The 18,918-nt window shown below is 70.1% G+C and carries 18 protein-coding genes; 11 read left to right on the top strand and 7 right to left on the bottom strand.

Translation table 11 applies throughout. The features are described 5' to 3' along the window. Positions 1-77 precede the first annotated feature (77 nt). The 3 genes from ACN27F_RS19795 to ACN27F_RS19785 form a co-directional block, all read right to left on the bottom strand. Positions 78-2,414, bottom strand: coding sequence for a hypothetical protein (locus ACN27F_RS19795; RefSeq protein ID WP_421435509.1), 2,337 nt, complete (start codon positions 2,412-2,414; stop codon positions 78-80). A 297-nt stretch (positions 2,415-2,711) separates the two neighbouring features. After that, positions 2,712-3,872, bottom strand: a complete 1,161-nt coding sequence (locus tag ACN27F_RS19790; RefSeq protein WP_421435506.1) for a S8 family serine peptidase — start codon at positions 3,870-3,872, stop codon at positions 2,712-2,714. Then, complete coding sequence (locus tag ACN27F_RS19785) at positions 3,872-4,393, bottom strand: LysM peptidoglycan-binding domain-containing protein (RefSeq protein ID WP_421435505.1); 522 nt, start codon at positions 4,391-4,393, stop codon at positions 3,872-3,874. Before ACN27F_RS19785 ends, ACN27F_RS19790 begins: the two co-directional genes overlap by 1 nt. A 149-nt stretch (positions 4,394-4,542) precedes the next feature. On the opposite strand from ACN27F_RS19785, the gene ACN27F_RS19780 reads away from it, so the two are divergent. Beyond that, entirely contained in the window at positions 4,543-5,250 is a 708-nt protein-coding gene (locus ACN27F_RS19780) for a hypothetical protein (protein WP_421435503.1), read from the top strand. A gap of 230 nt (positions 5,251-5,480) precedes the next feature. Here the strand turns inward: ACN27F_RS19780 and ACN27F_RS19775 are convergent, their stop codons facing one another. Genes ACN27F_RS19775 through ACN27F_RS19765 form a run of 3 tightly spaced genes read right to left on the bottom strand, consistent with a single transcriptional unit; the run spans position 5,481 to position 8,126 of the window. After that, a complete protein-coding gene (locus ACN27F_RS19775; RefSeq protein WP_421435500.1) occupies positions 5,481-6,152 on the bottom strand; it encodes a response regulator in 672 nt (223 codons plus the stop codon). After that, positions 6,137-7,177, bottom strand: a complete 1,041-nt coding sequence (locus tag ACN27F_RS19770; RefSeq protein ID WP_421435497.1) for a hypothetical protein — start codon at positions 7,175-7,177, stop codon at positions 6,137-6,139. The genes ACN27F_RS19775 and ACN27F_RS19770 overlap by 16 nt, the downstream gene beginning before the upstream one ends. A 55-nt stretch (positions 7,178-7,232) precedes the next feature. Beyond that, positions 7,233-8,126, bottom strand: a complete 894-nt coding sequence (locus ACN27F_RS19765; protein WP_421435495.1) for a sensor histidine kinase — start codon at positions 8,124-8,126, stop codon at positions 7,233-7,235. A gap of 484 nt (positions 8,127-8,610) precedes the next feature. Here ACN27F_RS19765 and ACN27F_RS19760 point away from each other — a divergent pair, with 484 nt between their 5' ends. From ACN27F_RS19760 to ACN27F_RS19750, 3 genes are all read left to right on the top strand, one after another. Continuing rightward, positions 8,611-9,531, top strand: coding sequence for a phospholipase A2 (locus tag ACN27F_RS19760; protein ID WP_421435493.1), 921 nt, complete (start codon positions 8,611-8,613; stop codon positions 9,529-9,531). A 28-nt stretch (positions 9,532-9,559) separates the two neighbouring features. Further along, complete coding sequence (locus ACN27F_RS19755) at positions 9,560-10,180, top strand: hypothetical protein (RefSeq protein ID WP_421435490.1); 621 nt, start codon at positions 9,560-9,562, stop codon at positions 10,178-10,180. Between the two features lie 190 nt (positions 10,181-10,370). Further along, positions 10,371-10,682 (top strand): hypothetical protein, encoded by a 312-nt coding sequence (locus ACN27F_RS19750; RefSeq protein ID WP_421435487.1) that lies wholly within the window; start codon positions 10,371-10,373, stop codon positions 10,680-10,682. A gap of 47 nt (positions 10,683-10,729) precedes the next feature. On the opposite strand, the gene ACN27F_RS19745 is transcribed toward ACN27F_RS19750, so the two are convergent. Beyond that, on the bottom strand, positions 10,730-11,428 hold the full coding sequence (locus tag ACN27F_RS19745; protein ID WP_421440330.1) for a prepilin peptidase: 699 nt from the start codon (positions 11,426-11,428) through the stop codon (positions 10,730-10,732). A 682-nt stretch (positions 11,429-12,110) separates the two neighbouring features. Here ACN27F_RS19745 and ACN27F_RS19740 point away from each other — a divergent pair. From ACN27F_RS19740 to ACN27F_RS19710, 7 genes are read left to right on the top strand one after another with little or no spacing between them, the layout of a single operon-like run. Beyond that, the gene (locus ACN27F_RS19740) at positions 12,111-12,671 is read left to right on the top strand and encodes a hypothetical protein (RefSeq protein WP_421435486.1); all 561 of its coding nucleotides are present in this window, start codon (positions 12,111-12,113) and stop codon (positions 12,669-12,671) included. Next, a complete protein-coding gene (locus ACN27F_RS19735; protein ID WP_421435484.1) occupies positions 12,665-13,603 on the top strand; it encodes a hypothetical protein in 939 nt (312 codons plus the stop codon). The genes ACN27F_RS19740 and ACN27F_RS19735 overlap by 7 nt, the downstream gene beginning before the upstream one ends. Further along, complete coding sequence (locus ACN27F_RS19730) at positions 13,600-14,253, top strand: SAF domain-containing protein (RefSeq protein ID WP_421435483.1); 654 nt, start codon at positions 13,600-13,602, stop codon at positions 14,251-14,253. The genes ACN27F_RS19735 and ACN27F_RS19730 overlap by 4 nt, the downstream gene beginning before the upstream one ends. A gap of 2 nt (positions 14,254-14,255) precedes the next feature. After that, a complete protein-coding gene (locus tag ACN27F_RS19725; RefSeq protein ID WP_421435482.1) occupies positions 14,256-15,056 on the top strand; it encodes a ParA family protein in 801 nt (266 codons plus the stop codon). After that, positions 15,046-17,118, top strand: coding sequence for a CpaF family protein (locus tag ACN27F_RS19720; protein WP_421435480.1), 2,073 nt, complete (start codon positions 15,046-15,048; stop codon positions 17,116-17,118). The genes ACN27F_RS19725 and ACN27F_RS19720 overlap by 11 nt, the downstream gene beginning before the upstream one ends. Next, complete coding sequence (locus tag ACN27F_RS19715; RefSeq protein WP_421435479.1) at positions 17,115-18,023, top strand: type II secretion system F family protein; 909 nt, start codon at positions 17,115-17,117, stop codon at positions 18,021-18,023. The genes ACN27F_RS19720 and ACN27F_RS19715 overlap by 4 nt, the downstream gene beginning before the upstream one ends. After that, positions 18,023-18,895 (top strand): type II secretion system F family protein, encoded by an 873-nt coding sequence (locus ACN27F_RS19710; protein WP_421440328.1) that lies wholly within the window; start codon positions 18,023-18,025, stop codon positions 18,893-18,895. Before ACN27F_RS19715 ends, ACN27F_RS19710 begins: the two co-directional genes overlap by 1 nt. Positions 18,896-18,918 lie beyond the last annotated feature (23 nt).

Here is an 18,918-nt window from a genome sequence, read left to right as displayed (position 1 = left end):
CGGACACGTCGGGCCCGACTGATCCGTACAGGGAAATCCCTTGGCACCGGCCGGCCCCGCGTACCGGCGGGGCGGTGTCAGCCGGACCGGAGTTGCGCGCCGCCGGCTACGGCGGTCGTCGCGTCGTGTGTCACATAGCCGAGCGGCGGCCCGGCCAGTCGGTCGACCGCCTCCTCCTCGGTCAGTGCCTGGGGTGCCGCAGACCACCGTCGGCGCAGGGCACGCTCGAGCCGGCTCAGCGCTGTCCGGTCCGCCTCGCCCAGGCCTGCGGTGTCCGGCTCACCCGGCAGCACCTCCCGCAGCAGCACAGCGGTCGTCGGGATCGCGACATCCTCCGATGGCGGCGGGCTGCCTTCCCGCACAGCGAGGACCTTGAACCGGGCACCAGCCAGAAAGACGGCCTCATCCAGCTCCTGTCGCTCGGCCAAGGCGCCGGCCTGCCGGGCGGTACGGGACCAGACCAGGTAGTCGACGTCGGCACCCGCCGCTGCCAGACCAGCGCCGCTCACGCTGCGGAACCCCGGCTCGACCAACGTCGTTCCCTCCGGGTAGAGCTGTTGTGCCGGCACCGCAAGCCGGCCCTGGCAGAGCATCGCCCGCCGGCACGGTGGCAGCCGGCGAAGGCCGGACACCAGGCACGACAGGTAACTGGACAGTTCCGGCTGCTGGCCGGCCCGCAGCCTGGTGTTGAGTCGGGCCGCGCTCAGCTCCGAACGACCGAAGAAGACCCGCACCGCGACCAGGTCGATCTTCGCCTTCGCCGAGATGTCCTGACGCAGCGCGGGCCACGCCGCCAGCGCGGCGTTCACCGTGGTGATCGAGTCCGTGTACGCGGGCCCGAGGGCCGCAGTGAACTCACGTTGTTCCTGGAGGGTGCTGTCGCGATCAGGGACCGGGAACCCGACCGCCGCCACGTACCGGTCGACTGACCTGGATGTGTCCTGTTCCGGCCGGGAAGGCTCAGGCCCGGAAGGCTCAGGCACGCTGGCGGACGTCGACGCAAGCGCGATCACGGCCGGCGGCGGGTCATCCACCGTAGATGGAGTCTCGTCGGGGCTGTCGTCGCCGGACAGCTCCAGATCCGGACCGGAGCTGGTGATTACGGGTGGGTGGGCAAGCGACGGCGTGGCCGGTTCCGGCGGTACGGGCACCGGTGCCGGTGGTGACACCCGTGCCGGTGCTGACACCCGTGCCGGCAGAGGAACGGTCAGCCGAGGGGCCCTGGCAGCCGGACGCGCCGGTTGCGCGGCGACCTGATCGACGTACCGCAGGTCAGGTCCCTTCTCGACCGGTACGTCGTCCCAGCGGTGGTCGAGTCCGGCGGCCAGCCGAGCGGTAGCGGGATGGGCGATGCCCTGATCCAGTCGCAGTCCGTCAGGAGCCATCGCGACGACGCGGCACAGCGCCGCCACCAGAGGTTCCGATGCCGCCACATCGAGCCTCAGCACGCCGGTGGCCGGGTCGATGAAGGCCTGGTCCCCGCGGCGGTAGCCACCCGCCGTGCGTAGGAGAATCCCGGTCGCGGCGACCTCCGCCAGTAGGTGCGGCTCGGCCGTGTGGCGATAGAGGCGATCGCCCGCCCAGGTCCACCCGGTGCGCAGCACCGCCGGCGGCGGACTGGCGGGCGTGGCGCGTCCGGTCGGCTCCGCGCCAGCGGTGACCTGACGGTGGTCGAACGACGGGTCGAGCGTCAGCGCCAGCCGGTCCAGCCAGTGTGACCGAGGCTGCACCGAGGCCGAGTCGAGCAGACCGATCTCGATCCTGACCCTGCTCCGGGCGGGCAGCCGGGCGAAGAGCACAGCCAGGTGGGCCGGCTGCACCGGCGGCTCGCCCACATGTCGGAGCACCAGTTTCGGCCCGCCTCGGTCCACCGGTAGGTCGAAGGCCGGGTCCGAGCGGTCGACCGCCGCCGCGGTGCTGGCCCGCAGCAGAATCCCGGCGGGAATCGGGTCGGCGACAAGGCCGGGCAGGTCCACCGGCCCGTCCGGCAGCGCCGTTTCCCACGGTGGGGTCGGATAGCGGTGGGCGATCACCAGACCATCGGTGCCGGGACGGAAGGATCGCCAACCTGCGGCATCGGTACCGAAGGCGACAGCGACGTAGCGGGTGCCGTCCGGGGTGAGGTGAACCGGCCCGTCCGCCGCCACGATCTCGGCTCCGACGTGGGTGGCCAACCGCATCAGCCAGGCAGCGTGCGCACCCCTCGGGTTCCCGAGACCGTCGGCGGCCAGCCAGATTCGTCGGATGCGCAACGTGCGCGTCGCGTGTTCGGCCACGCCGCGCAGCTGGGCACCGCAGGTGGGATGGACGAGTGCGGTGCTGGTGACCAGGACCAGTACGTCCCGGCCGCAGAAGTCGGCAGCGTTTCGCAGCAGTTGCCAGAGCAGCGCCGGCGGATCATCGATGTGCGTCACGATGGCGACCGGCCCGAACCACAGTGTGAGAAGGTCGTGCGGCTGCCCGCCGACGCCGCCTGGCAGCCGTCGCCGCCTGAGCCACCGCGGCAACGCCATACCCACCAGACCTCCAGTTCCACGAGGCCCGATTTCCGTTCCCTCGCCAGCTGACAGGTTGACGCGTCAGCTGCCGACGCAGATCAGGCCCGATCGACGCATATTTCTTCTGCGGGATAACCCTTGCTGAGGCAACCGGCACCGTCCGGACGGCACGATCCACCGGTCGAGGCCGACGGACACCTTCCCGTCCTGTCCTCAGCCTGGCCGCCGAGCGGCGGCACGCCACGTCCGGCCGGCGATCAACGCACCGACCAGGATCGAGCTGATCAGGACGAGGCCGATCAGGGCGAAACTCCAGTCGGTGCGGGCAGTGCTGCTCGGTGCGGGCTCGACACTGCTGTCTATCTCGTCCGGCTGTGCCTGGACCGCCTTCCCTGGGTTGATCAGCCCCCAGCCGGTGACCGGATCGGGCTGTACGCCGCCGAGGCGATCGGCCGTCCGCTTGATCTGTTCGGTGGTGGTGATCGCCGACAGCCCGGCGGACGACGAGCGGACAACGGCGGCCAGCCCGGCCACGAACGCGACCGCGAGGTGCGAGCCGGTCCGTACCACCTCGCCTGAACCGTTCGCGCTGAGCGTGACGACCACCGCGCCCGGGGCCAGGACGTCGACCGTGTCCGGTTGGTGGTCTCCGATCAGGCGATTCGCCGCGTCGACGGCACCGACCCGGAGCATGCCGGGTATCCGATCGTCGCCGACGAGCTGGTCCGCCGCGACCACGACGACCACATCGCGGGCGGTCGTCGCGCGAACGGCCCCGGCCACGTCCGCGTCTGTGAGGTCCACGGCCCCGGCGAGCATCACCACGCTGGCACCGGCGGATACCGCTACCTGCAGCCCCAGGGAGAGTTGGGCGGAACGCCGTGGACCGTCGGCGGCTCCGGTCCGGATCGGAATGACGGTCGCGTCGGGCGCGATTCCCACCAGGCCGCTGCCCGGCCGGGAGCGGGCCACGGCCACCCCGGCCATCTCCGTGCCCACGCCGAGACAGTCGGTATTGGCGAAACCTCTGCCCGTGACGATGTCGGCACCTACGGCTACCTGACCGGCCAACGCCGGTGCGGCCGCGTCGACGCCCGAGCCGATCACACCGATGGCGATCCCCCGGCCACGGCCGCTCGGCCACGCCAGATCCGGCGCCAGTCGCAGTTGTGCCCAGGACACCTCGGTCACGACCTGATCAACCGGCGTCGGACAGCCCGGCCCCGGTGCGGCCGCCGGCACCGGGGTCGGCGCGGCCACCGCCGGGGCTGATACGACGACAGCTACCGCGACGGCTGCGACGGGTCCGACGGACCATCTGCCGACCACGGAGGCTGCGGCCCGCCAGGAGGCGACGCCGACAGTGGTCGGCATCATCTGCTGCCCCGCCAGAGCAACAGCAACGCGGCGCCGACAAGGGCGATCACCGTCGTCAGCAGCACTGCGCTGATCAGCCGACGGAGCAGGTCGGACGGGGACCACGTCGATGGTCGATCGGCCGGACGCGGCTCAATCGCGACGACCTCCGGCGGGGCGACGACCGGAGGATCTCCGACCATCACGCCGGGACCGGAGGCATCCGGCGGAAGGAGGAGCACCCAGCCGGGTTCGATCCGGGTGGGGTCCACCATCCGATGGCCGTGCGGCTGCAGACGCCCCTCGTTCAGGTCGAAGATCTCCTGCAGCCGGTTGCCGTCCCCGAGCGTGGCGGCGGCGATGGCGAACAGGTACTCCGGTTGGCTGTTCACCGGTGGGCCCACGATGTAGTACTTCACCGGGCCCGTGCTGGCCGGCGCCGCCATCAGCTCCATGACGCTCTGCTCCGTCACCGGCGTTGAGCTGGGAATCAGCATCAGGGCGGCGCCGAGCGCCAAACCGGGGACTCTGGTTGGCACGGTGTGGACCTCCCGGGCCGCTCGCGCGCCTTGCGGCATCTCACGCCGGCCGCCGACAGCCGGACCCGATCGAGGATACCGGCAACGACCTGCCCTGCCCCGCCCCAGCGGCGGGTCCATTTCCGACATCGTCGGATAGGCTGTGGCGGATGGAGCCGGAGGGCGGGCCACCCAGCGGATCAGCACGGAGCCGACCGCTGATCATGTTGTGGGCCGCGGTCCCACTCGCCTTCGCCCTGGTGCTGATCCAGATCGTCGGCCCTGACCAGCCGTCCGCGCCCGGCCCGACCGTGGCGGACGGCGAAGCGGTCACCGCACCGGAGGAAGCCCTGCCGCGGTGGCCCAGACCGAGCCTCGATCCGGCCGAGTCGGAGCAGACCGGGCCGTTGCCAACGGCCGGGACATCGGCGCCACCGCACACGCCCTCGGCCCGGCCCGCCGGGTCGACCCCGGCCGGCGCTCCGGTGTCCACACCGGTCGTGCCGCGCTTCACAGCGGTGAGTGTCGAGGCCGAGGCACCGGGCAATCTCCTGGCCGGTGACGCCAAAGTGGCCGACTGCGCCACTTGTGACGGCGGAGCCCGCGTCCAGTACGTCCACGACGTCAACTTTCTGGAGGTGTACGTCACCCTGCCGGTGGCCGGCACCCGTACCGTGGCGGTCCGTTACGAGTCCGACGGGCAGCGGAAGATCGTGGTCCAGATCAACGGCGGTTCGATCAAGGAGTATCCGGTGGCCAGCTCCGGCGGGTGGGAGACGCCGGCGACGCACACCTTTGAAGCTCAGCTGTCCGCCGGCCGGAACACGCTACGGTTCTCCGGGCACTCGCCGGACATCGACCGGATCGTCGTCAGCTGACCGGCCTGCGGCACGTGAACAGCTGCCCGGCCACCAGGATGATCGTGGCGGCCGGTCCGTGCTATGTACCGGAGGCCATGTAGACGGCGAGGATGTAGTTGGGTGCCGGTCGATGTTCTTGCATGCCCGGTCGTAGCCCACGGTGGTCTTGGGATCGGCGTGGCGGGCGGCGATCTGGACGTCGCGGAGACTGACGCCGGCACCCGGCATGGTGCGGCGCGTCAGGGCGGTCAGGTGTCGCGACGATCGAGGAGCGCTTCCAGTTCCTCGACCGTGATCAGGCCGTCTTTGATCGCGCGGACGGTCAGCTCGGACTTCGTCGAGGCCCGCCGGCCGACGTATGCGTATTTGACCCGGACGCGGGCAATGTATTCGTCGACAGTGCTCTCGGACACGAACATCTTGCGGGAGACCTCGGCTTTCGAGCCCAGCTGCAACCAGAGCAACAACGCCTTCTTCTCCTGCTCGGACAACTGGGGCTGTTTGGGGTCTACCAGAATCGCGCCGCCCAGCTTCGGCGTGGTGTAAGTCTCGCCGATCGCGGCCGCGCGCACGGCCCGGATCAGGTGGTCCTTTTCCTCGCTTTTGGCGATGTACGCCGAGGCGCCGCGGTCGATGCACTGCACCGCTGTCTCCTCGCCCTCGTACATCGTGTACACCACCACATGCCGCTTGGACTCGGCGAGCCGGGTGATCGTGTCGAACTGGTCCTTTCCCTCAACGAGGAGGTCGAGGATGACCACGTCGGCGCTGCGGCCGGGCCCGGTCCAGGCCAGGGCTACCTGGCCGCCCGCCTCGACCAGATCGATCGGGGGGTCGGCCTCCGAGCACCACTTCTGGATGCCCTCACGCATCCCGGCGTGGTCCTCGATCAGTACAGCGGTCGTCAACCGGTCGCCCATTGTGCTTCCACCCAGGTCGTGTCGTCATCCGAGGTGGCAGTGACACGCACTGCCGGATCCGTGGTCGGGAACGATCCCATGATGCTGCAGTCGGCTCGGACGCTGACGGACAGAACACCGCCGATGCAAATTACGACGATCCGGGCCTCGGACCACGCCGCGGTGATGGCGGGGAGCACGGCGTCGGTGAGTGACCGGCGGATTTCCGGCGGTGGGTCCGGCCAGCTGCCCACCGTGAACAGGTCGACCTTCACCCCTCGGCGTGTGGCAACGTCGGAGGCCTGTTCCAGGAGGTGCTTGAGCGGCTCGGCGGCGGCATCGGCCTCGGCGAAGAGCCGGCGCATGCGTGCGGCTTCGATCGCACACTCTTGCCTTACCTGCTGATCCGCGGGATCCAGCGTGCCGTCGGCCAGCCCTTGCAGCAGGCGGCCCGCAGATTCGTCCAGCGCGGCGAGGCGCGCCTGGCGGTTTCTGTGGATGCGCTCCGAGCTCTCCTCGGCCGTACGCCTCTCCTCCGTCTCATAGGTGGCCCGGGCCGCTGCCTGGGCCACCCCGCGCAGCGCGACCGCGGCGATTCCGCTGGCCAGCGGATACCCGATGGTGCCCAGCGAGCCGGCGACGAAGTTGAGTAGGACGTCTCGGGTACCGGCTCCGGGCAGCAGGATCGCGGCGAGCGTCACCGCCTCGTGCATGCCGAGAAAGGCCACCAGGTAGCCGAGCGGCCGATCCAGCAGCAGGATCACACCCATCCAGCCGAGTGCCCCGAAAATCCAGTCCGCCGAGGTGACCGCAGCGCCGGGGGCCAGAAAGGCGCGAGCCAGCACGTCGGCCGCGAGGACCATGGCGAGCACCGGCCACCGCCAACGGGACCAGCCACGACGCCGGGCGGCGAGCATCGCCTCGGCGACGACCACGGCGCTCAAGACGGCGTATGCGATGATCTGCGGCCATAGCGGGTGGTAGCGATCGATGTAGCGCGCGAAACTCAGCGGCAAGATCAGAATGACCGCAGCGATGATCACCACCGCGATCCGCAGGCCGTGTTGCAGCCGCCGCGTGATCTCCGCTAGGTGTCCTTGCTCAGGCATGGGTCCACCGCAGACGAACGGTGGTGCCGCGCCGGAGCTCCGACTCTATGGCGGCGCACCCGCCGATCTCGGCCATCCGGCCGCGAATCGACTCCCGGACACCGCGCCGGCTCGCGGGTACCCGCTCCGGATCGAACCCGTGCCCCTCATCCCGGATCTCGACGATCACGATGTCCCCATCCTCGGCGACATGTACCTCGGCCGACTCTGCACCGGAATGCCGTCTGACGTTAGTCAGCGCCTCGATCGTCGCGTTGGTCATGGCTCGCGCAGCGTTCGTCGGCACAATCAGCTGCTCGGCCCCGGTGCGGATGACCGGAAGCCGCGCTTCGTCGCAGGCAACCGCGAGCAGGCCGCACAGATCGGTCCGGGCCGGCGGCCGTTCGTCGGCCGGCCGGCGCAGCACCGCCAGATCGCGCTCCGCTTGCTCGCCGATCCTGGGATCGGCCAAACCCAGGCCGACCAACAACAGTGTCGTCGCCGGGTGATCGTGCAGGTCTCGGTTGGAGGCCCGCTCGTCGGCGCGTTCCAGCGCGGCGATCCGGCTCTGCCGCCGGGCGGTCTCCGCCTCGGCGATCGTCTGGTCGGCCAGCTCGCCGCCCCGGTGAACCAGCGTCCAGAGCAACCGGGCCAAGCCCGTGACGAACACTGCCCAGCACGCCGTGATCACACCGTCGATCACCGAACCCTCGGGGCGCCCGGTGACCGTCCCGACAACCATGCCCGTGATAACGACGAGACCGGCGAGACTGCCGGGCATCCGCCCTTCGTAATACTGGTACGCCACGCAGGCGAACGTGCAGAACGGCACAATCCATGACTTTCCGCTGTTCAACCAGCTTGCCGAGACAAGCCAGGGCGTGGCGAGAGCCAGCGCCGCCAGCATGCTCGCATCCACTGCGGTGACCCAGCGTGGCGGGTTGCGAAAGACCTGGCGGGCGTAAAAGACGCTCCAGCCCGCGAGTACCAGCGAGGCGGCGGCGCAGGCATATCGCATCCGCGGCGACTCAGCGGCGGCTGTCGCGACCGCCGCGGCGATCGGTAGCGTGACTACTCTGATCATGGCAGCGTATCGGCGGCCAGCTGCACGAAGGCTCTCGACCGCGTCACCGGAGCGAGCGAGTCGCGCGGTCTCTGCAACCCGACCAGGTCGGACGTACGGCATCAGAGCCTACCCGTCGTCGGCAAACGTTTGCGGACCAACGGTATCGGCGCAGTTCACACCATTGTGTGGGGTGAACACAGGACGCCGGAGAGCCACCGTGGCGATCACACTCGACTCGGCGGCCTACGAGGGGGTGAGGCCGCCCGGCTCCCCGATCGCACCGTCGATCGGGAGCCGTCGACTGACCGCTGAAGGGAACGATCTCATGAACGACAGGTCTTGGCGGACCACGGCGGGCCGCCATCGGGAACCGCGCGGTACGACGCGACTCACCAGGCGTCGGCTGGCCGCCCTGTTGACCGCCGGCACTCTGGCTCTGGCCGTGGTGCCCGCCTCCTCCGCCGAGGCCATCACCGCCGCTCAGCGTGCCGAGCAGGTCCGCTATGCCAAGGAGACGATGCTGCTGGGCAACCGGCAGTTCGCCGAGCGCAAGGCGAACTTCGTCGCCGCGGGCTGCGGGACGCTGGACAACATCGACAAGTGCCGGAAGCCGGTGCCGTACAACCAGTTCGACTGGGACACCGACAGCTGCAGCAGGCCCACGCCGGAGAGCTGGCGCAAGCTGTTCCACCCGGCCTGCCAGCAACACGACTTCGGCTACCGCAACTACGGCAAGAGCCTGACGCTCCGGCGGGACGAAAACACCCGCCGATGGATCGACGACCGGTTCCGCGCGGAGATGAAGTCAATCTGCAACTACCGCTTCAGCGACTGGACGCAGTACGTGAACCTGCAGGTTTGCTTCAAGGAGGCTGATGGCATGTACGCCGTCGTCCGGAACCTAAGCGACTGGAGCAGGCCGCTTGACCAGCCCGTCGCACAGCCCGAGCCGGCCGAGCCGGCCACGTTCGCGGAGACCGCCGGCAGCATGACCCATACCTGGACGAATCGGCAGAACGCGGGAGGCTCTCCCGGCCCGGTGATTTCAGCCGGGACCACGGTGCAGGTCGCCTGCCGGGCCGATGGCTTCCGGGTCGCCAACGGCAACACGGCCTGGTACCGCATCGCGTCGAGTCCGTGGAACAACACCTACTGGGCCTCCGCCGACGCCTTCTACAACAACGGAAGCACCTCCGGCAGCCTGCGGGGCACGCCGTACTTCGACAACCACGTCCCGGTCTGCTGACTACCACTGAGCTGCGGAGAACCGAGATATGACTACCCACACCGACAGCAGCCCGGCGCCACAGGGCGGCGGGGACACCCTCGGCACCGTGCTGGGCCTCGCCGGTGTGGTGCTAGCGGTCGCTGTCATGCTGTTCCAGCCCGCGCTGCCCTACGAGATCAACAGCTCACTCGGGATGGCGCTTCTGGTGTGCTCGTCGGCCGCGTTGGTCTGGCTGATCAACCTCGGCGTGCAGTGGCGCCGACAGCGACAGCGCCCCCGGGGCTTCCGGCGTGCCACCGCGATCACCGGTGTTCTCGGGGTGCTGTTCATCCTGGCCGCCATGCAGGTCCAAGAGACCGGGGTCCGCACCGCCCACTGCGAGTTCGGCGTGCACGGCGTCGGTTACGGCATGGTGTGGGCCAAGGTCGAACCCCGCGAGCCCGGCAAGAAATACCAGGTTACCGTGTTGTGGGCGGGCTGGATCGGCCGACCGGAACCGGTCGTGCTGAACCAGGCCACGTTTTTCACCTTTCTCAAGCGCGACGTCTACAGCCCGGCCGCCGACGTCATCACCGACCACGACGCGAAGATCACCTGCGGAGACGGGCGCCCGCCGGCCGACGAGGACCAGATCCACCTCGTCGGGGCGGATTGGATCCCTGGCTAGGCCACTCCGGTCATCCGGCGCTGATCACTGCCCGAACGATACGCCTGGCAGCCCACCCGGCGCCAAGCCAGCTGCGAGCGCGGGTGCCAAGTCAAGGCCGCCAGGGTGGCCGTCCGGGCGTACAGAGCTGAGCGGGTACAAGCAGCAGTGCGAACCACCACAGGGCTGCCATATCAGCGACTAGTGTCTCGTGATTCTGTTGTCTTTACGTGATGCCGTTGTGGTTCGCTTCTTGGTGGAGTTGACATCGGACGAGCAGGTTGAGCTTCGGGCGCTGATCAACAGTGCTGAAGTATCGGCGGTGGTCGGGACGCGGGCGCGGATCGTGTTGTGGCATGCCGAGAGCCGACTGAAGAAGGACATTGCGGCGCTGGCTAAGGTGTCGCGTCCGACGGTGGACCTGTCCGGTTCCAGCGCCACTGTCACGCCGCACCAACGCGGTACCCCGAGAAGTCACCCTTCGGACGAAACGGACCCGATTCCGCATCAGTGTCGAATCTGACATCCATCCGACATCGGTCATGAGGCTCCGTCACGGGTTATGAAACCCTACAAGCTGGCGAGCAGCACGCCGGCCAACGCTCCCAGCACCAGAAACGGACCGAACGGCAACTGCTGGGTCCAGCGGATCCGGCGGGCGGCGAGCAGCAGCACCGCCCATCCGCCGGAGGCGACGAAGGCGATCAGCAGGCCGAGAATCACCTGTGGCCAGCCGAACCAGCCCAGCACCGCCGCCGCGCTGAGCGCGAGCTTGGCGTCACCGAGCCCGAAGCCGCGGGCGCCGAACACGAACGTCGTCGCGGCGAACAGCAGTCCGACGCCCACCCCGGCGACCAGTGCCCGGACCCAGGCGTCAGGGCGACCGGTGACGAGCGCGGCGGCACCGAGCATCAGCCAGGTGCCGAACGCGGCCGGATAGGTCAGCCGGTCGGGCAGCCGGTGCACCGCGACGTCGATGAAGACCAGTGGGATCATCCAGCCGATCCACCACAGCAGCGCGACGCTCACCGGCCACGGATGGCTGGCGAGGACCAAGCCGGTCAGCGCCGCTACCGCTGCGATCTCGACGGCCAGCGGCGGTGCGCCGATCCGCGCACCGCAGGCACCGCACCGGCCCAGCGGTGACAGCGTCCGTAGTGGTCCGCTTACCCGTATCGGCGCCTGGCACTGTGGACAGCCGGTCCGCCAGGGGTCCCCGGCGGGCACCGAGTGGGTGGCGACCGCCCATCGCAGCAAGGGCATGATCATGAGTACGGCGAGCAGCCGGCTCTGTTGCCCGACCGCTCCACCGGTGGCCGGATGTCCGTGGGTGCGGGTACCTACCGGACGACCGCTAGGCATCGGCACCACCGTTCACGATCCGACCCACCCTAGTTCGGCTACTCAAAGTAGTTTCATGATCGCTAACTTTGAGTAGCGTCGGCGACACACGTGCGCGGCCGGACCTGACGCCACGCCGCGGCGGACAACCGACACAGCGGCAGCAGGTCGCCGCGAAGCCTACTTCCAAATCGGACAGAACACGACCGTCTCCGGCAATTCGGAGGTCCGGCTGCCCGATTTCGATCATATCGGTCCGCTTGGCGCGAAGACGCGAACCACCCCGGAAAGCAAGATCGAAATGGATACACATCGAACCGCCTCCCACCGGCGCCAAGCCCGAAGATCGTAACCCTGAGTGTTGTTCTCAATTGCCCCTGTTGCTGTCGCGGACGTCAGCCTATGCTCCCCCCTTGAGCGGTGCACTACCTCCGGGAAACTTCTGGCTGACCGGCGGAATTGCATCGGTCGACAGCTGGTCGCATCAGCCGGAGGCAAGCCTGGACAATTCCCGTCGACAAGGCAGGAACACGCCAACATATCGATGTTGGTGATAGCGAGTGTCGCCGTACCCGGCTTGGCGGGACGGGCACCCGAGGAGGACGGACCGTTGGGCGCAAGGCAACCACGCTGGGCCGCAGGGCTGCTCGCCGCGATGGCGGTCGCGGCAGCCGGCCTGACCGCGTGCGCCACGGAGCAGTCCGCCGCGCTGCCACCGCTACGTGCGCCGGTGCCGACGAACGACCCAGCCACCGCCGAAGCAGCCGATGCCGCCCTGGCCGCGTACGCCGGCTACCTCGCGGTGGCGGAGGAAGCCGAACACGAGGTCAACCCACATCATCCCGATTTGAAGAAGTATCTGGCCGACCCGCTCCTGACCCGGGTCCGGCTGAGCATTCGAGACGCGAAGGAGCACGGGGCCATGCGTACCGGCTCGCTAATCTCCGAACCCGCGGTGACCGAGGTCAATCTGGATACGGTTCCGGCGACCGTGGCGATCCAGGACTGCCTGGACGCCACGAATTACCGCCTGGTGTACGCCGACGACAAGGACGAGGTCGTCCCCGGCACCGCCGTCGGCCGCTACCTGGCCACCGCCATCGCCACCCGCTACGACGACGGTCGCTGGTTGATCAGCGCCGGAACCTCGCACCCGGACCAGCCATGCTGACCCGCGTCCACGGCCGCCGACGGCGTACGGTCACCGCGCTCGCCATCACCGTCCTGCTGGCCACCGCCGGCCTCGCCCTGACCAGCCCGTCCGCCGCCATCGCGGCGGACGACGGCGACTCCGGTGGCGGCTGCAGCCCCACCCAGCCCGGCTGCGACGCGTGGGTGGAGGACCCGGGCACCCCCGGTGGTCCGGGCGGCGGAAACGGTCCCGGCACCGGCAATCCCGGCGGCGGGTTCACGCCCTGCATGCGCAACGGCGAGGAGTTGGACTGTTACGACGACATCCTCGGCTGGTTCAACCGCGACGACGGCTGCTACTACCGGGTCGCCGAGCCGCAGCCGCCGGGTGGCGCGGACGGGCAGACCGCGTACCTGCGCAGCTGCGTCGCCGGGCAGTCCGGGGAGGAACCGGTCTGGCTGGACGACCCGCCACCGGGATACGAGGCCCCGCCGGACCCGGACGAGCTGCGCCGCCGCGCCTACGCCGCGATCACGTTCGCCAAGCCGGCGATCCGCACCGCGCCCGGCCCTGGCGACCCCGGCCTGGTCGGGGTGCCGATCTGGCTCTGGTCCGAACACACCCAAGCCTCCTGGGGAGAACTGGACGCCGAAAGATCCGACCGGGGATTGACCGTCCGAGTAGCTGGCAAGGTCACCCGGGTCACGTACCGGATGGGCAACGGTGACTCCGTCACCTGCAGCCGGGCGAATGCCTTCACCAGGTACAACCCGCAGACCAGCAACGTGTGGAACCCACCTTGCGGATACGACGAGGGCTACTCCGCACCGGGCACGTACTCGATCACCGCGACCGCGTACTGGGAGGTCTACTGGGAGATCAACGGCGTCTTCCAGGAGGTCTTCGACACGGTCGAGGTGTCCAACACCGCGACGATCGAGGTCGACGAGCTTCAGGTGGTACGGGAATGACCGTGGCGACCACGCGTACCGGCGCCGGTGGGGTCGACAGCCCGGTCAGCCCGCCGAAGATCGTCCGGCAGCGACGGATGCGTCCCGGCCTGCTCGGCCTGGCGGTGCTGCTGATCGCGCTCGGCGGGCTCGGGTCCGCGTTCGCGGTCACCTCCGTCCGGGCGACCGGCTCCTACCTGGCGGTCGCCCGGGACGTACCGGTCGGCACCGTGCTGTCCGCCGACGACCTGGTGACCGTCCAGGTCGCCGGCGGGCAGGGCATCCAGCCGGTGCCGGCCAGCCAGCGTGACCAGGTGATCGGCCTGCGGGCGGCGGTCGCCCTGGTGCCGGGCAGCCTGCTCACCCCCGCGCACCTGACCAACGAGCCGATGATCGGCGCGGACCAGCAGCAGATCGCGCTCGGGCTACGGGCCGAGCAGGTGCCGGCCAGGCAACTGCACCCGGGCGACAAGCTGCTGCTGGTCGGCACCCCCGACCGGGATGCCCGGGACGCGGCGGTCACCCGGTTCGACGCCACCGTCATCGACGTGACCGTGTCCGAGCGTGGCAGCTTCATCCTCTACCTGGCACTGGCCGTACGCGACGTACCACCGGTCGTCGTGCTCGCCGCCGAGAACCGGATCGCGGTCGTCCTGACCTCGGCGGCCTGACCATGGCGATCGTCGCCCTCGTCGCCGCCAAGGGCTCCCCCGGCGTCACCACCAGCGCACTGGCCTGCACCCTGTCCTGGCATCACCGGGTGGTGCTCGCCGAGTGCGATCCGGCCGGCGGGTCGTTGATGGCCGGCTACCTCGGTGGCGCGTTGGAGGGTCCACGGGGCATCGGGGAGCTCGCGGTGAGCGAGTTGCGCGACGGCAACCTGGAAGAGGCGTTCTGGAGTCAGCTCGTCGACCTGGACGCACCACGCCGGGAACGGCTGCTGCTGCCCGGCGTGATCGACCCGGCGCAGATCGGCAGCGTCACCCCATTGTGGCAGCGCTTCGCCGACTTCTTCGTCAGCCTGGAGCACGGCAAACCACCGTACGACGTGCTTGTCGACTGTGGCCGGCTCTACGTGACCAGCCCACCCTGGCCGATCCTGCGGGCCGCCACCATCGTGCTGGTCGTCTGCGCCGCCCACCTGCCCGACCTGTCCAGTGCCCGGGCCGCCGTACAGGCGATCGAGCGGGACTTCACCGAGCACCGGGTGCCACCCGGGTCGCTGCGGTTGCTGCTGGTCGGCGACGGACACAGCCGGTCTGAGGTCAGCAAGGCGCTGCAGTTGCCGGTGATCGCCCGGTTGCCGGCCGATCCGCGCACCGCCGAGGTGCTGGGCCACGGCGGCACCGTCAAGCTCAACCGGCCGTTGTTGCGCGCGGCCAACGCGCTGGAGGTTCCGGTGCGCTCGCTGATCGAGCGCCGGCAGGCCCGGCTGCGGTGGCCTGTCGCGGAAGGGGTGCCGAATGCGATTTGAACCGGTGCTGAGCGACCCTCGCAACGACCCGGACGACCAGGCCCAGCCGACCGGTCAGGTGCAGCCGATCGACCGGACCCAGCCGGCCGGTCAGGGACACTCGTCAGGCGGCGAACGGCCGGACCCGCAGTCGGCGCAGCACCCCGGCCACCCCTGGCACGGCCAGCCGCAGCAGGGTCAACCCCACCAGGGTCAACCCCAGCACGGGGTACCCCGACACGCCCAGCGGCGGCCGTGGCCCGGCAACCAGGATCCGGTCACCTCGATCACCCCGCCGCTGGGCCCGAACGGCATCCCCGGCGAACCCGCCCCCCACAGCCATACCGCCCGGCACAACTGGCCGCTCGCCGCCGCCGTAGGTACCGCACCGGCCGGCACGACGCCCGGCAGCCGGCACGACGGCACTGGCGCCGGCCCCGCCGCAGGGATCGTGCCGCCGGTCCCGGGGGTGCCCGTACCGCCGGCACCGGGCACCGCCGCCCCGGCCCTGCCCAACGGGCTCCAGCCGCCACTGCCCAACGGGCACCAGCCGCCACTGCCCAATGGGCTCCAGCCGCCACTGCCCAATGGGCTCCAGCCGCCACTGCCCAACGGCTACCAGTCGGCGGTCACCAGCGGACCGCCGACCGCGAGTCTGCCGGCGGTGCCCGCCGCGAGCGCTCCGGCCACACAGCGGCCCCGCACCGACTTCGCCCTGGTCCGGGAGTTGCGGCGCGAGCTCAGCACCCGGCTCACCCGCTGGCAGCGGGGCCGTGAGTTCACCATCGACGAGGAAGACGTCGAGCGGGCGCGGATCGCCGTCGCCGTCGTCGCCGAGTACGCCGATCAGGTCCGCCGGGCCGGCACCCCGCTCACCGCGTACGAGGAGCGGGTGCTGCTCGACCAGGTCACCGCCGAACTCGTCGGGCTCGGTCGGCTGCAGACCCTGCTGGTCGACGACTCCATCGAGGAAGTGCACATCCTCGGCTGCGACCAGGTACGCATCACCCGACGCAGTGGCCAGATCGACTGGCACGACCCGATCGCGGACAGCGACGACGAGCTGGTGGAGATCCTGCAGGCCGCCGCCCGGCGGGCCGGCTCCACCGAACGGTCACTGTCCACCTCGAAACCGACGCTGGACCTGCAGCTGCCCGACGGCAGCCGGCTCGCCGCCGTCTACCTGGTCAGCCACCGCCCGTACGCGGTGATCCGCAAGCACAACACGCTCGACATCAGCCTCGACGACGTGGCCGGCGGCCGGCCCGACCTCGACGAAATGATCGACGTGCTGGGCCGCGACTTCCTGCGGGCGGCGATGCGGGCCGGGCTGAACATCATGGTCGCCGGGCTGGCCGGCGCCGGCAAGACCACGATCATCCGGGCGTTGATGAACGAGATCCCGCCCGACGAGCCGTACGTGCTGCTGGAGGAGAGTCGCGAGTTGCTCCCCGCCCGGCGCACCGACCGGCACCGGGCGGTGATGAGCTTCGAGGCACGCGAGGGCCACGGCGAGCGCGGCCTCGACGGACGGCCGGCCGGTGAGGTCAGCATCGCCGATCTGATCCCGATCTCGCTGCGGATGGGCGTGCTGCGGATCATCGTCGGCGAGGTCCGGTCCCGGGAGATCGTCCCGATGCTGCAGGCGATGACCACCAGCCGCGGTTCGATGTGCACCATCCACGCCCGTACCCCGTCCGGGGTCGGTGAGCGGATCGTCGAGCTGGCCCTGTCACACGGTCGGGAGATGACCGTCGACCAGGCCCGGCGGATGGCCGGCAACGCCCTCGACCTGATCGTCTACGTCACGGTCGAGGACGAGACCGGCATCGGCGGGCGCAAGCACCGGTTCGTCTCGCACATCGAAGAGGTCGTCGGCGTCGGCGAAGGCGGCCGGATCGCGACCACCACCGTTTTCGGCCCCGGCGCCGACGGCCGGGCCATCCCCCGGCACCTGCCCGAACGAATCCGCGAGCAACTGCTGCGGGTCGGCTACGACGCCCGGGGGCTGTCCCGCTTCATCGAGGCCGGGGTCGGCGGCTGGCGCCGGCCGCGGCACAGCCTGCTGCGGGTGCGCCAATGAATTTGCCCGCCAACATCGAGGTGATCGCGGTGATCGCCGGCGCGGCCTGCGCCGCCGGTCTGGTACTCACCGTCGTCGCGGTGATCGGCACCAGCCGGCCGCCGGGACCGCCGTCGCGCACCAGTCTGCTGCTGCGCCGGTTGTGGCAGGGCACCGGGGCGAGCCGCCGGGAGCAGCGGCAGTATCAGGCGCTACTGGCCGCCGCCGTACTCGCCGGAGCGTTCGCGTTCCTGATCACCGGGCTGCCGGTCGCCGGCCTGCTGGTCGCGGTCGCGGTACCCGGTGCGCCGTGGCTGTTCAGCGTCGGCAAGGCGGAACGGCGGGCGATCGCCCGGATCGAGGCGGTCGGCGAGTGGACCCGCCGGCTCAAGGACGTTTCCGGCACCGGCCAGGGCCTGCAGCAGGCCATCATCGGTACGGTCGCGACCGCACCGGCCGAGATCAACCCGGAGGTACGCGACCTGGCCGCCCGGCTGCAGGCCGGCTGGCTCGGCCGGACCGCGCTGCTGGCGTTCGCCGACGAGATCGGTGACCCGGTCTGCGACCAGGTGATGGCGGCGCTGATCCTGCACCTCACCGATCGAGGGGAGCGGCTCGGCGACGTACTCGGCTCGATCGCCAACGCCGCCGCCGCCGAGGTGGCCACCCGTCGCGAGGTGGAGGCCAAACGCACCCAGCCCCGGTTCGCGGTCCGGTTCCTCACCGTGATGACGCTGCTGGTCCTCGGGTACGGGCTGATCAATCCCGAGTACATGGCCCCGTACGGCACACCGAGCGGTCAGCTGGTGATGATCGCTCTCGGTGGCTTGTTCGTGGCACTGCTCGTCTGGGTGCGGCAGATGAGCATTCCACCCCGGCCGGCCCGGTTCCTCGCCGCCCCGGATCCGGAGGAGGTCCTCCGGTGATTCTGAACGTGCAACTGACCATCGCGGTGGTCGCCGGCGCCCTCGTCGGACTCGGGGTGTTCCTGCTGGTCCGGGAGGCCAGCCCGGCATCGCCCGCGCTCACTCCGGCGCTGCGTCGGCTGCATCACAGCGCGGAACGGGCGCCCGCGCGTGACGTCGACGGCAGTCAGGACCTGCAGTGGCTGACCGGTGTGGTCCGCTGGCTGCGGCCACCGCACAAGGAACTCGCCCTGCTCGGCAGGACACCCGAACAGTATGCCCTGTCGTTGCTGCTGTCGGCGCTGATCGGGCTGGCCGCGCCACCGGTGGCGAGCATCGTCCTGTCCGCTGTCGGATTCGAGCTGCCGGTGGTGGTCCCGGTGGTCGTCGGCCTCGCCATCGCCGCCGGTGCGGCCCTGCTCGCCCACCAGGACGTTCTCAGTAAGGCCAAACAGGCCCGGCGCGAGTTCAGCCGGGCGGTGTGCACGTACCTGGACCTGGTCGCGTTGCAGTTGTCGGCCGCGCACGGACCGGTGCAGGCGCTGGAACGGGCGGCGAAGGTGTGCGACGGCTGGGTGTTCGAGCGGATCCGGGAGTCGCTGCGGCTGGCCCAGTTGCAGATGCATTCGCCCTGGGACGAGCTGCGGGACCTGGCCGAACAGATCGGCGTGCCGGAACTCGGCGACGTCGGATCGATCATGCAGTCATCGGGCACCGAAGGCGCCCAGGTGCACGAGACGTTGCGCAGCCGCGCCGACTCGTTGCGCGATCAGATCAGGACGGACAACCTGGCCCGGGCCGAGGCGGTCACCGGCCGGCTCGACATCCCGGGCGCGTTCCTGGTCTTCGTCCTCATCGGATTTGTTCTGTACCCCTTCCTGGCCCGCATCTGAGGGCGGACCCCCGCCAGGCGCAC

This window comes from Solwaraspora sp. WMMB335 (assembly GCF_049179075.1).
GTDB lineage: Bacteria > Actinomycetota > Actinomycetes > Mycobacteriales > Micromonosporaceae > Micromonospora_E.
This window is presented reverse-complemented; position numbering and strand designations above follow the sequence as displayed.

Excerpts from the sequence above, each read along its gene's own strand:
- ACN27F_RS19735 (WP_421435484.1), top strand. The coding sequence starts at position 12,665 with ATGCTGACCCGCGTCCACGGCCGCCGACGGCGTACGGTCACCGCGCTC.
- ACN27F_RS19720 (WP_421435480.1), top strand. The coding sequence starts at position 15,046 with ATGCGATTTGAACCGGTGCTGAGCGACCCTCGCAACGACCCGGACGAC.
- ACN27F_RS19760 (WP_421435493.1), top strand. The coding sequence starts at position 8,611 with ATGAACGACAGGTCTTGGCGGACCACGGCGGGCCGCCATCGGGAACCG.
- ACN27F_RS19730 (WP_421435483.1), top strand. The coding sequence starts at position 13,600 with ATGACCGTGGCGACCACGCGTACCGGCGCCGGTGGGGTCGACAGCCCG.
- ACN27F_RS19775 (WP_421435500.1), bottom strand. The coding sequence starts at position 6,152 with ATGGGCGACCGGTTGACGACCGCTGTACTGATCGAGGACCACGCCGGG.
- ACN27F_RS19725 (WP_421435482.1), top strand. The coding sequence starts at position 14,256 with ATGGCGATCGTCGCCCTCGTCGCCGCCAAGGGCTCCCCCGGCGTCACC.
- ACN27F_RS19745 (WP_421440330.1), bottom strand. The coding sequence starts at position 11,428 with ATGATCATGCCCTTGCTGCGATGGGCGGTCGCCACCCACTCGGTGCCC.
- ACN27F_RS19780 (WP_421435503.1), top strand. The coding sequence starts at position 4,543 with ATGGAGCCGGAGGGCGGGCCACCCAGCGGATCAGCACGGAGCCGACCG.
- ACN27F_RS19715 (WP_421435479.1), top strand. The coding sequence starts at position 17,115 with ATGAATTTGCCCGCCAACATCGAGGTGATCGCGGTGATCGCCGGCGCG.
- ACN27F_RS19765 (WP_421435495.1), bottom strand. The coding sequence starts at position 8,126 with ATGCTGGCGGCGCTGGCTCTCGCCACGCCCTGGCTTGTCTCGGCAAGC.
- ACN27F_RS19755 (WP_421435490.1), top strand. The coding sequence starts at position 9,560 with ATGACTACCCACACCGACAGCAGCCCGGCGCCACAGGGCGGCGGGGAC.
- ACN27F_RS19790 (WP_421435506.1), bottom strand. The coding sequence starts at position 3,872 with ATGCCGACCACTGTCGGCGTCGCCTCCTGGCGGGCCGCAGCCTCCGTG.